We start from the raw sequence: 14,831 nt of genomic DNA, 5'->3' as shown, positions 1-14,831 counted from the left end.
GGATGTGTCTTACTGTCCACCCTTTTGAACGAACGAACGTACGAAATCCTCCGCATTTTCCTCCAAGACGTCGTCAATCTCGTCCAGGACGGAGTCCACGTCATCGCTCAGCTTCTCCTGGCGCTCCTTGAGGTCCTCGGATGCCTGCGCATCCTGCGCCTGCTCCTCGACCTCCTCAGTGGAGCGCGTCGCCTTCTGCTGGCCGCCGCCGGTGTCCTTGGTCGCCATAACCCCTCACCCCGCTCGGTTCGACGTTCTTGATCAGACCCTACAAGCAGGGTCCGACATCGGCCCCGCAGTTGCTACAACGTACGGGGGCCACCTCGATGATTCCCGGACGATGGACTTTCCACCCTGTCCGGCCGGTTCCGCCCTGGCGCCTGCTCAGCCGCCGGACAGCACCCTGACCAGGTCTTCCGCCGTACGGCAGCGGTCCAGGAGCTCCTTGACGTGATTTCGCGTTCCGCGAAGCGGTTCCAGGGTTGGGACGCGTTGGAGCGAGTCCCGGCCCGGGAGGTCGAAGATCACGGAGTCCCAGGAGGCGGCCGCGACGTCGTCCGCGTACTGCTCCAGGCAGCGTCCGCGGAAGTAGGCGCGGGTGTCCTCCGGGGGCTTCGTACGGGCCCTCTCGACCTCGTTCTCGTCCAGGAGGCGCTTCATGCGGCCGCGGGCCGCGAGACGGTTGTAGAGGCCCTTTTCGGGGCGTACGTCGGCGTACTGGAGGTCGAGGAGGTGGAGCTTTGCGGCGTCCCAGTCGAGGCCGTCGCGGCGCCGGTAGCCCTCCATGAGTTCCCGCTTCGCGACCCAGTCCAGTTCGCCGGCGAGGCTCATGGGGTCGTTCTCCAGGCGGTTGAGGGTGTCCTCCCAGCGGGCCAGGACGTCCTTGGTCTGGTCGTCGGCGTCCGAGCCGAAGCGCTCCTCGACGTATTTGCGGGAGAGCTCGAAGTACTCCATCTGGAGCTGGACGGCGGTGAGTGTGCGGCCGCTGCGGAGGGTGACAAGGCGCTTGAGGGTGGGGTCGTGGGAGACCTGGTGGAGGGTGCGGACGGGCTGGTCCACGGCGAGGTCGACGGCGATGAAGCCGTCTTCGATCATGGACAGGACGAGCGCCGTCGTGCCGAGCTTGAGGTAGGTGGAGATCTCGGAGAGGTTCGCGTCGCCGATGATCACGTGCAGGCGGCGGTACTTCTCGGCGTCGGCGTGGGGCTCGTCGCGGGTGTTGATGATGGGGCGCTTGAGGGTGGTCTCCAGGCCTACCTCGACCTCGAAGTAGTCGGCGCGCTGGCTGAGCTGGAAGCCGTGTTCGTGGCCGTCCTGGCCGATGCCGACGCGGCCGGCTCCGGTGACGACCTGGCGGGAGACGAAGAAGGGCGTGAGGTGGCGCACGATGTCCGAGAACGGGGTTTCCCGTTTCATCAGGTAGTTCTCGTGTGTGCCGTAGGAGGCGCCCTTGTTGTCGGTGTTGTTCTTGTAGAGGTGGATCGGCTGGGCGCCAGGGAGGGCGGCCGCCCGTTCGGCGGCTTCGGCCATGATGCGTTCGCCGGCCTTGTCCCAGAGGACGGCGTCGCGGGGGTTGGTGACCTCGGGGGCGCTGTATTCGGGGTGTGCGTGGTCGACGTAGAGTCGTGCGCCGTTGGTGAGGATGACGTTGGCGAGGCCGATGTCCTCGTCGGTGAGCTGGCTGGCGTCGGCGGCCTCGCGGGCGAGGTCGAAGCCTCGCGCGTCGCGCAGCGGGTTCTCCTCCTCGAAGTCCCAGCGGGCCCGGCGGGCCCGGTGCATCGCCGCCGCGTAGGCGTTGACGATCTGGGACGAGGTGAGCATGGCATTGGCGTTGGGGTGGCCGGGGACGGAGATGCCGTACTCCGTCTCGATGCCCATTACTCGCCGTACGGTCATGCGGCCCTCCTTGCCCGGCGGCGCCCTCGGTCGGGGACGCTGCTCAAGTACCGCTGGCGCTCCGGTGCGTGTGCGGTGCCCGTCCCCGCACTGCGCGACTCGGCGGTACCGAAGAGCCTAGAACGGCTTTGCGCTGGTGGGGAGATCATTTGCGTCATTGCCTTGCGCGCCTCTTGTTGCGGTCTTGGCCTGAAAAACAGTCGACTGCGGGTACCCGGTGAGGGCACCCGCAGCCGCCCTGTTTTTTACAGGTACTGACCGGTGTTCGCCACCGTGTCGATGGAGCGTCCGGTGTCGGCGCCCTGCTTTCCGGTGATGAGGGTGCGGATGTAGACGATCCGTTCGCCCTTCTTTCCGGAGATTCGGGCCCAGTCGTCCGGGTTGGTGGTGTTGGGGAGGTCTTCGTTCTCCTTGAACTCGTCCACGCATGCCTGGAGGAGGTGGGAGACGCGGAGGCCCTTCTGGTTGTGGTCGAGGAAGTCCTTGATCGCCATCTTCTTGGCGCGGCCGACGATGTTCTCGATCATGGCGCCGGAGTTGAAGTCCTTGAAGTAGAGGACTTCCTTGTCGCCGTTGGCGTAGGTGACCTCCAGGAAGCGGTTCTCCTCGGATTCCGCGTACATGTGCTCGACGGCCGTCTGGATCATGCTTTCGACGGTGGTCGTCTTGCTGCCGCCGTGTTCGCCGAGGTCGTCGGCGTGCAGGGGGAGGCGTTCTGTGAGGTACTTGCCGAAGATGTCCTTGGCGGCTTCGGCGTCGGGGCGCTCGATCTTGATTTTCACATCGAGGCGGCCGGGTCGCAGGATGGCGGGGTCGATCATGTCCTCTCGGTTGGAGGCGCCGATCACGACCACGTTCTGCAGGCCTTCCACGCCGTCGATCTCGGCGAGCAGCTGGGGGACGATGGTGTTCTCCACGTCCGAGCTGACACCGGAGCCACGGGTGCGGAAGAGGGATTCCATCTCGTCGAAGAAGACGATGACGGGTGTGCCCTCGCTGGCCTTCTCCCGCGCACGCTGGAAGACGAGGCGGATCTGCCGCTCGGTCTCGCCGACGTACTTGTTGAGGAGCTCGGGGCCCTTGATGTTGAGGAAGAAGCTCTTGCCGGCGGCCTGGCCGGTGACTTCGGCGACCTTCTTGGCCAGCGAGTTGGCGACGGCCTTGGCGATGAGCGTCTTTCCGCATCCGGGGGGCCCGTACAGCAGGACGCCCTTGGGCGGCCGCAGTTCGTGCTCCTTGAACAGGTCCGGGTAGAGGTACGGCAGCTCGACCGCGTCGCGGATGGCCTCGATCTGGCCGCCGAGACCGCCGATCTGCTCGTAGCCGATGTCGGGAACTTCCTCGAGGACGAGTTCCTCGACCTCGCTCTTCGGAACGATCTCGTAGACATAGCCGGATCGGGGTTCGAGCAGCAGGGCGTCACCGGGGCGGATGTTCACGTCCAGCAGTGGCTCGGCGAGCCGTACCACCCGCTCCTCATCGGTGTGCCCGAGCACCAGGGCGCGTTCGCCGTCCTCGAGGATCTCCTTGAGGGTGACGATGTCCCCGACGCGCTCGAACTCCATGGCCTCGACCACGTTGAGCGCTTCGTTGAGCATTACTTCCTGGCCGCGCCTCAGCTCTTCGAGGTCGACGCTGGGGCTGACGTTCACGCGGAGTTTGCGGCCTCCGGTGAAGATGTCGGCCGTGCCGTCCTCGTTCGCCGTGAGGAAGACTCCGAAGCCGGCCGGTGGCTGTGCGAGCCGGTCGACCTCTTCCTTGAGGGCCACGATCTGGTCGCGGGCCTCACGGAGCGTGTTGGCGAGTCGCTCGTTCTGGGCGGACACGCCGGCCAGGTTGGTCTGCAGCTCGACGATCCGCTCTTCGAGAATCCTCGTGTGTCGCGGAGAGTCGGCGAGCTTGCGTCGCAGGACGGCGATCTCCTGCTCAAGGTAGGCAATCTGCCCGGCCGGGTCGTCGGACCCTCGTCCCGGGCGGATGCCGCGGTTCATGTCGTCGTCGTGGGCTGCCACGGTCCTCACCTCCTCCAAGGGGAGCTGGACGCTTCCAGACCCTACCTGGGTGGGTGTCGATTGAAACCCCTAGATCACAAAGACGGTAGGGGCGTGTCCGATCTTGCCCCTTGCGCCGTTCCTCACGCCAGGGGAATACCCATTCATCAACCTTCGAAAGCAGGCAGTAATCAGCGATGGAGTGTTCAACACCCATCGGGGTCGAGCCTAGTTGTTGACGCCGCGCACCTGCGAACAGGAGCGGGGCGGCTCGGCGCGGGGCGCTCGGCGGGCCGCCGGGGTCCGTCGTGCGCCGCCGACGTGATGCGGTCGACAGGGGCGGGCTCGTGCAGCGGTTTTCGGCCACTGCACGGGCCTGCGTGCCGACCGGAGGGTCTCCAGTGGGGCGCCCATCAGGCGAATGAGCGTTCGAGACCCAGGATCATACCTGCGCGACTGTCGGCTGAAACCCGGCATATCGACCGAACGCGACGGGGAAGCCGCCGGAGGTAGGGTCGAAGCGGTCAACATCCGTCGGAGCCTGCCCGGTTTTCGGCGGCTCGACAGCCGAACGGCAGGAGACATGAGCGTGCAGCAGGAGGTCGCGACCGGCGGCGAGGAGCTGGAGGTCTGGATCGACCAGGACCTGTGTACCGGCGACGGGATCTGCGCCCAGTACGCACCGGAGGTGTTCGAGTTGGACATCGACGGTCTGGCCTATGTGAAGGGCGCGGACGACGAACTGCTGCAGGCCCAGGGCGCCACGACGCGCGTGCCGCTGCCGCTTCTCATGGATGTGGTGGACTCCGCCAAGGAGTGTCCGGGCGACTGCATCCATGTGCGTCGGGTTTCGGACAAGGTCGAGGTCTACGGCCCCGACGCGGAGTGATGCGACGGACACGAGCCGTCACATCTGTCTGTTTTCTCACACACACCGGTGACCCGGTTCAGACGCTGTGCGCACCGGCGGGTGTGGAGCGCGTGAACGCGCCGTTCTTCCACTGCCACTTGGCACTCTGCGTCACGTCCGGGCAGCAGCGGGGCACGTCGGTGGACGAGTAGCCGAGCAGGGTCGCGGCGACGGCTCCGTCGCGTACGGCGAAGTCACTGACGGTGTCGCCGGCCTTGGGGTCGAGCAGGGTCGCCACCACGCGCGGCTTGCCGTCTGTGCCGCGGGTGAGGACGTACACGCCGTCGGGCGGGGTGCCCATGGGGGCGTCACAGTGGACGACGGCCACGGTTTCGGGGTTGCCGTCGCCGTCGAGGTCCCCGGTGGCCTTCTTCTGTACGACCGCCTTGACCGGGCCGCAGGCGAGGGGGAAGGCCACTCCCGCCGTGCTGGGTGCGGTCGCCGTGTGGGCGGTCCCGGTCCGCGGGTCGGCCGGCTGGGCCGCTGTCGCGGAGTTGGGCTGCAGGAGCGAGGAGAGGGCCATGACGCCTGAGACGGCCGTGGCGGTGGCGACCCAGTGGATGGGGCGGGTGTGCGTGTGTGCCAGTTCCGGGACGGCGGATTGCTGCACTAGGAGTGTCTCCTGTGAGGGCTGTGCCGGTGGGGGTGGCCTGCATCGTGCCACACGTCACAGTGCGGGGGAACGGCGGGGTGTTCGGTTCCTCGAATGAGCGATGCCTGGTTTGTTCCGTTTGCGGTGTGGTGTCAACGGAAGGGCGCTGCGGCCGAGTTGCGGATGATGTCCGGGAACTCGGCGGCAGCGCCCTTTCGTTGGGTGCGGCCGCGTCAGCGGCCGCCTCCGTCGGCGTTGGGGCCGGCGTAGTCCTCGCCGTAGGCGCCCTTGGCGGGGCGGCGGCGGCGCATGGGTGGCTCGACGCCGTCCGCGAGGCGGCGGGCGGTGAGCAGGAAGCCGGTGTGGCCGATCATCCGGTGGTCGGGGCGGACGGCGAGGCCCTCGATGTGCCAGTTGCGGATCATCGTCTCCCAGGCGGTCGGCTCGTTGAAGGAGCCGATCTCGCGGATGGACTCGACGGTCCGGGCGAGCTGGGTGGTGGTGGCGACGTAGCAGCACAGGATGCCGCCGGGGACGAGCGCCTTGGAGACGGCCTCCAGGCATTCCCAGGGGGCGAGCATGTCGAGGATGACGCGGTCGACGTCGGTGTCGGAGAGGTTGTCCTGGAGGTCGCCGACGGTGAGCTGCCAGGCGGGGTGCGGGCCGCCGAAGTAGCGCTCCACGTTCTGCTGGGCGATCTCGGCGAAGTCCTCGCGGCGCTCGTAGCTGTGCAGCATGCCCTGGTCGCCGATGGCGCGCAGCAGGAAGCTGCTGAGCGAGCCGGAGCCGACGCCGGCCTCGACGACGCGCGCGCCGGGGAAGATGTCGGCGAAGGCGAGGATGTGCCCGGCGTCCTTGGGGTAGACGACGGCAGCCCCGCGGGGCATGGACAGGACGTAGTCGGGGAGCAGGGGGCGCAGCGCGAGGTAGGCGACGTTCCCGGTGGTGCGGACAACGCTGCCCTCGGGAGCGCCGATCAGTTCGTCGTGCGGGAAGGAACCCTTGTGGGTGTGGAAGTTCTTCCCGGCCTCGAGCGTGAACGTGTAGTGGCGGCCCTTGGGGTCGGTCAGCTGAACCTGGTCCCCGACCTTGAAGGGCCCGCGCCTGCGGGCGGCACCGGTCGGTTCGGACATGTGAACAGACTACCGGGGTTTGGCGGGGCCGCCGACCACGGGGACGGCCTGGCCATGGCCTTCGTCAGGAGGGTCTGGCCATGGCCTTCACGAAGGCCCGCTCGACGTCGGCGGCGGACAGGACGCCGTAGATCTCGCCGGTCTCCTCGACCACCAGGTATTCGGTGGCGGGGGTGGCGCGCAGCACGTCGAGGAGGTCTTCGCCTGCGAGTTCGGCGGAGACGCGCATGCCGTCGGTGAGGTCCTGGGCGAGGCCGCTGACGGCGACCCAGGGCCGGCGGTGTTCGGGTACGCCGACGATGGCGGCCTCCCGGACGAGGGAGAGGGGGTTGCCTTCGGGGTCGACGACGACGAGGGCGCGGGCACCGGCGGCGTTCGCGCGGCGCAGGGCCTCGGACAGGGGCGTGTCGGTCTCGACGGGTACGGCGCGGCGCGTGAGGTTGCGGGCGCGCAGTTCCGGCAGGTGTTCCCGGAGGCGGGCCATGCGCAGGCTGTTGCCGGCGCCGGTCCAGATGATCGCGGCAAGGATGGCGGCGAGCAGGGCGTCGGTGACGGTGTCCATGCCGACGCTGTCCTCGGCGGTGGTGCCGAGGGCGCCGGACTGGGTGAGCAGCGGGAGGCCGATGAGGACGGAGACGGCGAGGGCGCGGCCGACCCAGGCGGCGGCGATGGTGCCGCTCATGGGCTTGCCGGTGATCTTCCAGACGACGGCGCGGAGCATGCGGCCGCCGTCGAGGGGCAGGCCGGGCAGGAGGTTGAAGGCGGCCACGATGAGGTTGGAGATCATCAGGCCGGCGAGCAGGACGCCGGGGACGGTGCCGGGTTCGACGGGCTGCAGGGCGACGTAGAAGAGGCCGGCGAGGACGAGGGAGAGGAGCGGGCCGACGAAGGCGAGGACGAATTCGCGGCCCGGGGTCTCGGCCTCTTTCTCGATCTCGGAGACGCCGCCGAAGAACTGGAGCTGGATGCGGCGGACGGGGAGTTTGAAGCGGAGGGCGGCGACCGTGTGGGCCAGTTCGTGGACGAGGACGGAGGCGTAGAAGGCGACGGCGAAGAAGAGGGAGACGAGGTAGCGGGCGGCGCCGAGTTCGGGCAGGACGCGGTCGAGCTGGCCGCCGAAGACCCAGGTGATCAGGGCGGCGACGAGGAACCAGCTGGGCGCGACGTACACGGGCACGCCGAAGGGGCGGCCCATGAGGAGGCCGCCGCCGGGCTCCCGGGGGCGCTTGGGCGGGCGGTTCCTGGCGGTGCCGGAGTGGGCGAAGGTGCGCTCGTCCGCCGGGCCGTTCGCCGCGGATCCCTCCGCAGGGCTCTTTTCCGGGGCGGCCGTGTCGTCCGCGGTGGGCCGGTTCTCGTGCTCGCCGCTGCTCGCGGGGTTGGTGCCGTCGTCCGGCGCGGGGTTGTCCTCGGCGGCCGCGGGGGGCTGTTGGTCGGCCGGGGTGGGCGCGGGGGCGGCCGGGGTCCCTGACCCTGCGTGGTGGTCGGCCGGCTCGTCGGTGCCGGACCGCGGCTGCCCGCTCCCGCCGCTCTCGTCCACGATGTCCCCTCGTTCGAAGCGTCTTCCGCGCCTGCCGGGCGGAAGGGTCTCGGGTCGATGGTATGCGGCCGTCGCGAGGCGTTCCGCCCCGGCACCCCCTCTCTTTCCCCAGGCGTCGCAGCTGTCACGGCCCGAGGGCGGGTCACTGTCAGTGGCGGGCCGTATGGTCTGGGGCATGGAGACGAGTACGGAGGGCGCGGCGGAGGCCCCCAGCAGCGAGGTGGCGCAGGCGGATGCGCCGGTGGCGGTGGAGCCGGCGGAAGCGGCGCGGACGGTCGACACGGCGGGCACGGGCCCGCGCGTCGCCATAGCGCCCGCCAGTCTGTCGCCCTCGCGGGCCAGTGACTTCATGCAGTGCCCCCTGCTCTACCGGTTCCGTGTCATCGACCGGCTGCCCGAGAAGCCGAGCGAGGCGGCTACCCGGGGCACGCTGGTGCATGCGGTGCTGGAGCGGCTCTTCGACGCCCCGGCCGCGGAGCGGACCGCGCCGCGCGCCAAGTCCCTGATCCCCGGGCAGTGGGACCGGCTGCGGGAGAGCCGGCCGGAAGTGGTGGAGCTGTTCGAGGACGATCCTCAGGGCGAGCGGCTGGCGCGCTGGCTGGGCGAGGCGGAGCAGCTCGTCGAGCGCTGGTTCACGCTGGAGGATCCGACCCGGCTGGAGCCTGCCGAGCGGGAGCTGTTCGTGCAGGCCGAGCTGGACTCGGGGCTGATGCTGCGCGGGATCATCGACCGGGTGGATGTGGCGCCCACGGGTGAGGTGCGGATCGTCGACTACAAGACGGGCAAGGCGCCGCGGCCGGAGTACGCCGAAGGGGCGCTGTTCCAGATGAAGTTCTACGCCCTGGTGGTGTGGCGTCTGAAGAACGTGGTGCCGAGGCGGCTGCAGCTCGTGTATCTCGGCAGCGGGGACGTTTTGACCTACGACCCGGTCCTCGCCGACCTGGAGCGTGTCGAGCGCAAGCTGCTGGCGCTGTGGGAGGCGATCCGTCAGGCCACCGAGTCGGGCGACTGGCGCCCGCGCCCCACCAAGCTGTGCGGCTGGTGCGACCACCAGGCGCACTGCCCGGAATTCGGCGGCACTCCCCCGCCGTACCCGCTGCCGGTCAGAACCGGCGATTAGACCCCGTCCTGCGCCCGAGGGGCTCCCGGCGGCGCATGGGGCGTGCGATCGCAAGGCGCCGGAGTGTCCTCGACATGGGTCCCGCTCGAGCGAAGCCGAGATGGGGGGAGCCACCCGGGCGGTTCGGCAACGCGCCGAGCGGGCGTGCCGTGTGCCGCCGCGCAGGCGCAGGCGCGGTCTTGCTCGAGGGAAGCCGAGAAGGGAGGCAGCCGCTCGGGCCGGGCAGGAAGGCGCCGCGCGTCCGTGCCGCGTCGTCGCGGAAGCGATGGCTGACTCCATCGAAGCCGAGAGATGAGGCAGCCCCCTGGGCGGGGTCGGCAGCGCAGTGTGTGCGTCAGCGTCGGCGGCTACGCGACGAGGGTTTGTCCGCCGGCTCTGAGGGCGGCCGAGTCCGTGTACGGCTCGCAGGGCAGAATGGGGCCGGACTAGCGAAGGAGACTTACGTGGCCATCCGCGTCCTACTGGTCGACGACCAGCCGCTGCTGCGTACCGGCTTCCGGATGATTCTGGAGGCCGAGCAGGACATCGCGGTCGTCGGCGAGGCCGGAGACGGCCTCCAGGCCCTCGACCAGGTGCGGGCGCTGCAGCCCGATGTGGTCCTGATGGACATCCGTATGCCTCGTATGGACGGGGTGGAGGCGACCCGGCAGATCACCGGGCCCGGGCGGGACGGCCCGGCGAAGGTGCTGGTGCTGACCACGTTCGACCTCGACGAGTACGTGGTGGAGGCGCTGCGGGCGGGTGCCAGCGGCTTTCTGCTGAAGGACGCGCCGGCCAACGAGCTGGTGCAGGCGATCCGGGTGGTGGCCGGCGGTGAGGCCATGCTGGCGCCGAGCATCACCCGGCGCCTGCTGGACAAGTACGCCACGCATCTGCCCTCTGGGGACGAGCCCGTGCCGGACACGCTGCACACGCTGACCGAGCGCGAGGTGGAGGTGCTGAAGCTGGTGGCCCGCGGGCTGTCCAACGCGGAGATCGCCGCCGATCTGTTCGTCAGTGAGACCACCGTCAAGACGCACGTGGGACATGTGCTGACGAAGCTGGGGCTGCGTGACCGGGTGCAGGCCGCGGTGTATGCGTACGAGAGCGGGCTGGTGCGGCCCGGCGCGCAGTAGCAGGTCGTATACGGGACAGGGCGCTGCTTCCTCCGACGAGGAAGCAGCGCCCTGTGCGTATGTACCCGCTCAGCCCTTGCTGAGTTCCCAGAAGCGGAAGACCGTCGACGCGTCCAGGCAGTACTCGAGGCCGTAGACGTTCTGGCGGGTGACCGCGTACTGCTTGGCCTGCCAGACCGGGAGGACGGGCAGCTGGTCGGCGACGATGTCCTGCAGCCTGCCGTAGTCGTTGTCGGTCGCGGCGCGGTCGCTCTCGGCGGCGGTGCGCGGGATGAGGGTGCCGGTGATCGTGCTGTTGCTGTAGTGGTTGCTCAGCACGTTGCCCCGGCCGAAGAAGGGGGCCGTGAAGTTGTCGGCGTCCGGGTAGTCGGGCACCCAGCCCTTCACGTACACGCCGTACTTGCCCTTGGCGATGTCCTTCTCGTACTGGTCGAAGGGGACCGACTTGACGTCGGCGTCGAAGAGGCCGCTGGCGTTGAGCTGCCCCGCGATCTCCTTCAGCTCCTGGTCGGTGGCCGGGCCGTAGCGCGACGGGGTGGACCAGAGGGTCAGCTTCACCTTGCCGGTGATGCCCTCGTTCCGCAGGGCGGCGGCGGCCTTGGCCGGTGAGGGGCTGGCGCCGTAGGTGTCGAAGAAGGCCGTGTTGTGGCCGGCGATGCCCGCCGGGATGATCGAGTACAGCGGGGTGGCCGTGCCCTGGTAGACGTCCTTGATGAGGGCGTCGCGGTCGAGCAGGTAGGCGATGGCCTTGCGCACGCCGAGCTTTCCGGCGACCGGGTCCTTCATGTTGAAGACCAGGTGCTGGACCTCGGCGCTGCTGCCCTCGACGACCTCGGCCTTGGAGTTGTTGTCGGCGTTCTCGATGTCGGCGATGTCGCCGGCGCTCAGGCCCCGGTAGGCGATGTCGATCTTGCCGTCGAGCAGCGCCTTCTTCAGGGCGGACGGTTTGCCGTGGAAGAACTGCAGCGTCACGCCGGAGTTCTTCGGCTTCGCGTTGCCCTTGTAGTTGCCGTTGACCGAGAAGACGGCCTTGTCGTCGCCGAACGAGTCCAGCTTGTACGGGCCGGAGCCGACCGCCGTGCCGTCCCTGCGCAGCTTGTTCCCGTCGTACTGGGTGTGGTCGACGATGGAGCCCGCGCCGGAGGCGATCTTGCTCGGGAAGGTGGCGTCGGGCACCTTCAGCCGGAAGACGACGGTCTTGGCGTCGGGTGCCTCGACCTTGTCCAGCATGGGGAACATGATGGCCGGACCGGCGGCGTCGTTGATCTTGAGCATGCGGTCGAAGGAGAACTTGACGTCCTCGGAGGTGAGCGGGTCACCGTTGCTGAACTTCAGGCCGTCCTTGAGCGTGCACCGGTAGACCTTGGTGGACGCGTCGGTGAAGGCGCACGACTTGGCGGCCTCCGGCTCGGGCTCCGTGCCTCCGTCGGGGAAGCTGAGCAGCGACTGGAAGACGTTGTTGAACAACAGCCAGGAACCCGGGTCGTAACCGGAGGCGGGGTCGGTCGCCAGGACGTCGTCCGACATTCCCATGACGACGGACGAGCCGGCCCCCCCGGAGTCCGAGCCGCCCGTTCCGCAGCCGGTCAAAAGGCCGGAGGCCAGCCCCGCCACTACGGGCAGGACTGGCCACTGGTTACGCATGTTCACTGCTTGTGCCTTCTCGTCGGGTTCGGAACCCCCGGGGCCACACTCCCCGGGCCCCGGGGACGAGAGAGATCAGCCGCTCACGCCACGGCCGAGCTCCCACAGCTGAAGGGTCGAGGAGGAGTTGAGCGCGTACGCGGTCCCCGTGACGTCGCCTCGGGCGGCGACGTACTGCTTGCCCTGCCACAGGGGCAGGATCGGGACGTCGTCGGCGACGATGTCCTGGATCTCGGTCAGGTTGGAGGAGGCTGCGAGGCGGTCGGCCTCACGACGGGACGCCGGGATCAGCGTGTTGATGATCTTGCTGTTGCGGTAGGGCAACTTCAGGAAGTTGTCCGTGTCGAGGAACGGCGCGAGGTAGTTGTCGGCGTCCGGGAAGTCCGGGAACCAGCCCATGCCCCAGACGTCGTACTTGCCCTTGCGCTCGGCCGGGACGAAGGTCGTCCAGGGGGAGCCCTGGATGTCCACGTTGAACAGCCCGCTGTCGTTGAGCTGCTTCTGAAGGACCTCGAACTCCTTCTTGGTGCCCGAGCCGTAGTGGTCGGTCGTGTAGTGCAGCGTCAGCTTGACGGGGGTGCTGATGTTGGCGGCGGTCAGCAGGGCCTTGGCCTTGGCGGTGCTCGGGTCGCCGTACTTGTTGAAGAACGAGTTGGAGTGGCCGGTGATGCTTGCCGGGACCAGCGAGTACAGCGGCTCGGCCTGGGTGCCGTACACCTTGGCGACGATCTCGCCGCGGTTGATCAGCTGGGCCATCGCCTGGCGGACGGCCTTGTTCTTCACGGTCGGCGCGTTGGTGTTGAAGGCGAGGTAGCGGATCTCCAGCCCCGCCATCTCGACCAGGTCCTCGTTGCTGTCCGTGCCGGCGGACAGCTTCTGGATCTGCTCCGGCGCCATGGTGCGGGTCATGACGTCGATGTCACCCTTGTCCAGGGCCTTGCCCATCGCGTCGGCGTCCGCGTAGGAGATCATGTCGACCTTGGAGTTGTTCACCTTCAGCGTCCCCTTGTAGTTGGGGTTCTTGGTGAACGTGGCCTTGACGATCTCGTCGTTCTTGACGTCGGCCGAGAGGGTGTACGGGCCGGATCCGTCGACGCCGAAGCCGTCCCGCAGCTTGTTCTTCTGGTAGTCGGCGGGGTTGATGATGCCCGCGACCGGAGTGGACAGCTTGTACGGGAAGGTGGCGTCCGCCGTCCTGAGGTGGAAGATGACCTGCTTGTCGCCCTGGGTCTCGACCGTCTGGATGGTGTTGAGCAGGGCGGACACGCCGGAGTCGGCCTTGATGGCGCGGGCGCGGTCGATGGAGTACTTCACATCGGCCGCGGTGATCTTGTCGCCGTTGGAGAACTTCAGACCGTCGCGCAGCGTGCAGGCGTAGCGCTCGTTGCCCGAGTCGGTGAAGCCGCAGCTCTGCGCGGCCTCGGGCACGGGATCGCCCTCGCCCTTCGGCTGGATCATCAGGGTCTGCACGGTCTGGCGCAGGATGTTCCAGGTGCCGACGTCGTACGCGTACGCCGGATCGAGCGGCGCGGGTGCGTCCTTCGTGGCGGTGAACCGGTCCGTGGTGCCGACGGCGATCGCGTCCCCGCCGCTGCCGCTGCTGTCGGAACTGCCACAGGCGGCGAGCACGGGCGCGAGCAGGCCGACCACGGCCGGCAGCACCAAAGTCTTGCGGTTCATGCTCGTGTTTCTCCAGAGCTGTTCAGGTCCGTGTATCCGGCATGCAGGGGTGTCGCGGCGGATCACGGGGGTAGAGGCGATGGTTCTCGCGACGAGATTAGTCCGCACCAGCACGGCGGTTCGCAGTCACCGGAGTTGAGCCCCCATCACGCAGCGAAACCGGTTGCGGACAGACCGAAAACCCGACCGGGGAAGGATTCGTGCAGCGTTCCATCAATCGGGACACAAGGGCACGTGCTCGCACCCCGAAAAGGGGCGAAGAGCACAGCCTGCACGACCTGTCGAGGCCCGGGTAAGTGGGGAACCTCACATCCCCAGTGGCAGGGACCGACACCGGAATTGGGCCATCAGCCGCGCTTCGAATTCCCTCGTACACCAGCCCTGGGAATTCATGTCCTATCAGCGCTGCACACTGGGTGAACGCTCAGCGCATTTCCGTCATCAAGGGGCGATCAGTGGGTGATCAGAGGGTGATCAATCCGCGCAGAAATGCCAGGTCGACGTCTTCGAGGGAGGTGACGACCGTGCGCCGGGCGGCGGGGGCGACGGGAGCCACGGAGGGCACTACGACCACATGACAGCCGGCGGCCTCGGCCGAGGCGACACCGGTCGCGGTGTCCTCGACGACGGCGCATCTGGCCGGGTCCACGCCGAGTCCGGCGGCCGCGGTCAGATACGGGTCGGGATGCGGCTTGGTGCGCGGCACCTCGTCGCCGGCCACCGACAGGGCGAAGTGGTGCCGGCCGAGCGAGCTGAGCACGCGGTCGATGATGCGCCGGTGGGAGGCGGAGACGAGGGCGGTGGGGATCTCGTACTCGGAGAGTTCGGCGAGCAGCCTGGCGGCGCCCGGCATCAGCGGCAGGGCGCGGTCGATGCGGTCCTCGAAGCCCTGGTTGAGCAGCACCGTGAGCTCGGCGAGGGTGATGTCGGCGCCGGTGGCCTCGATCAGGAACCCCGCGCTGCGGGTCATGGGACCGCCGACCACGACATGGCGCCAGGTGTCGTCCAGGGTGTGGCCGAGGCCGGCGAAGACCTCGACCTCGACGTCCCACCAGAAGCCCTCCGTGTCCACGAGGGTTCCGTCCATGTCGAGGAGTACGGCCTGCAGGGCTGAGCCTTCGGCCGTACGGGTTCCGAGCGCGGGGACCGTACTGGTCATCCGGGCGCACCTCCTTGAGGGGCGAGCAGGCCGGTTCCCGCGCGGGGAACCGGC

Annotated in this window: 12 protein-coding genes; 3 read left to right on the top strand and 9 right to left on the bottom strand. The window is 68.6% G+C overall.

Going from position 1 to position 14,831, the window contains the following annotated elements; translation table 11 throughout:
• Positions 1-9: 9 nt before the first annotated feature.
• The 3 genes from ACFY1U_RS26535 to arc all read right to left on the bottom strand — a co-directional run bounded on the left by ACFY1U_RS26535 (position 10) and on the right by arc (position 3,908).
• Entirely contained in the window at positions 10-228 is a 219-nt protein-coding gene (locus tag ACFY1U_RS26535) for a ubiquitin-like protein Pup (protein ID WP_016325855.1), read from the bottom strand.
• A 156-nt stretch (positions 229-384) separates the two neighbouring features.
• Positions 385-1,896 (bottom strand): depupylase/deamidase Dop, encoded by a 1,512-nt coding sequence (gene dop, locus ACFY1U_RS26530; RefSeq protein ID WP_390696635.1) that lies wholly within the window; start codon positions 1,894-1,896, stop codon positions 385-387.
• Between the two features lie 245 nt (positions 1,897-2,141).
• Complete coding sequence (gene arc, locus ACFY1U_RS26525; protein WP_099927637.1) at positions 2,142-3,908, bottom strand: proteasome ATPase; 1,767 nt, start codon at positions 3,906-3,908, stop codon at positions 2,142-2,144.
• 562 nt (positions 3,909-4,470) lie between these two features.
• Here arc and ACFY1U_RS26520 point away from each other — a divergent pair.
• Complete coding sequence (locus ACFY1U_RS26520) at positions 4,471-4,776, top strand: ferredoxin (RefSeq protein WP_390696634.1); 306 nt, start codon at positions 4,471-4,473, stop codon at positions 4,774-4,776.
• 58 nt (positions 4,777-4,834) lie between these two features.
• Here ACFY1U_RS26520 and ACFY1U_RS26515 read toward each other — a convergent pair whose 3' ends face one another.
• The 3 genes from ACFY1U_RS26515 to ACFY1U_RS26505 form a co-directional block, all read right to left on the bottom strand.
• Positions 4,835-5,407, bottom strand: coding sequence for a hypothetical protein (locus ACFY1U_RS26515; protein ID WP_390696633.1), 573 nt, complete (start codon positions 5,405-5,407; stop codon positions 4,835-4,837).
• 215 nt (positions 5,408-5,622) lie between these two features.
• A complete protein-coding gene (locus tag ACFY1U_RS26510; protein ID WP_390696632.1) occupies positions 5,623-6,522 on the bottom strand; it encodes a tRNA (adenine-N1)-methyltransferase in 900 nt (299 codons plus the stop codon).
• A 64-nt stretch (positions 6,523-6,586) separates the two neighbouring features.
• Positions 6,587-8,059, bottom strand: coding sequence for a site-2 protease family protein (locus ACFY1U_RS26505; RefSeq protein ID WP_390696631.1), 1,473 nt, complete (start codon positions 8,057-8,059; stop codon positions 6,587-6,589).
• Positions 8,060-8,234: 175 nt separating this feature from the next.
• Between ACFY1U_RS26505 and ACFY1U_RS26500 the strand changes: the two genes are divergently transcribed.
• Positions 8,235-9,179: a RecB family exonuclease gene (locus ACFY1U_RS26500; protein ID WP_390696630.1), complete on the top strand. Its 945-nt coding sequence runs from the start codon at positions 8,235-8,237 to the stop codon at positions 9,177-9,179.
• Positions 9,180-9,622: 443 nt separating this feature from the next.
• Positions 9,623-10,294, top strand: coding sequence for a response regulator transcription factor (locus tag ACFY1U_RS26495; RefSeq protein WP_099927643.1), 672 nt, complete (start codon positions 9,623-9,625; stop codon positions 10,292-10,294).
• Between the two features lie 69 nt (positions 10,295-10,363).
• Here the strand turns inward: ACFY1U_RS26495 and ACFY1U_RS26490 are convergent, their stop codons facing one another.
• The 3 genes from ACFY1U_RS26490 to ACFY1U_RS26480 all read right to left on the bottom strand — a co-directional run bounded on the left by ACFY1U_RS26490 (position 10,364) and on the right by ACFY1U_RS26480 (position 14,777).
• On the bottom strand, positions 10,364-11,944 hold the full coding sequence (locus tag ACFY1U_RS26490) for an ABC transporter substrate-binding protein (RefSeq protein ID WP_390696629.1): 1,581 nt from the start codon (positions 11,942-11,944) through the stop codon (positions 10,364-10,366).
• Positions 11,945-12,013: 69 nt separating this feature from the next.
• Positions 12,014-13,618: an ABC transporter substrate-binding protein gene (locus ACFY1U_RS26485; protein WP_390696628.1), complete on the bottom strand. Its 1,605-nt coding sequence runs from the start codon at positions 13,616-13,618 to the stop codon at positions 12,014-12,016.
• Between the two features lie 463 nt (positions 13,619-14,081).
• Positions 14,082-14,777, bottom strand: coding sequence for an HAD family hydrolase (locus ACFY1U_RS26480; protein ID WP_390696627.1), 696 nt, complete (start codon positions 14,775-14,777; stop codon positions 14,082-14,084).
• Between the last annotated feature and the right edge of the window lie 54 nt (positions 14,778-14,831).

It is taken from the genome of Streptomyces sp. NPDC001351 (genome assembly GCF_042896045.1).
In the GTDB taxonomy this organism is placed as follows: Bacteria; Actinomycetota; Actinomycetes; order Streptomycetales; family Streptomycetaceae; genus Streptomyces.
This window is presented reverse-complemented; position numbering and strand designations above follow the sequence as displayed.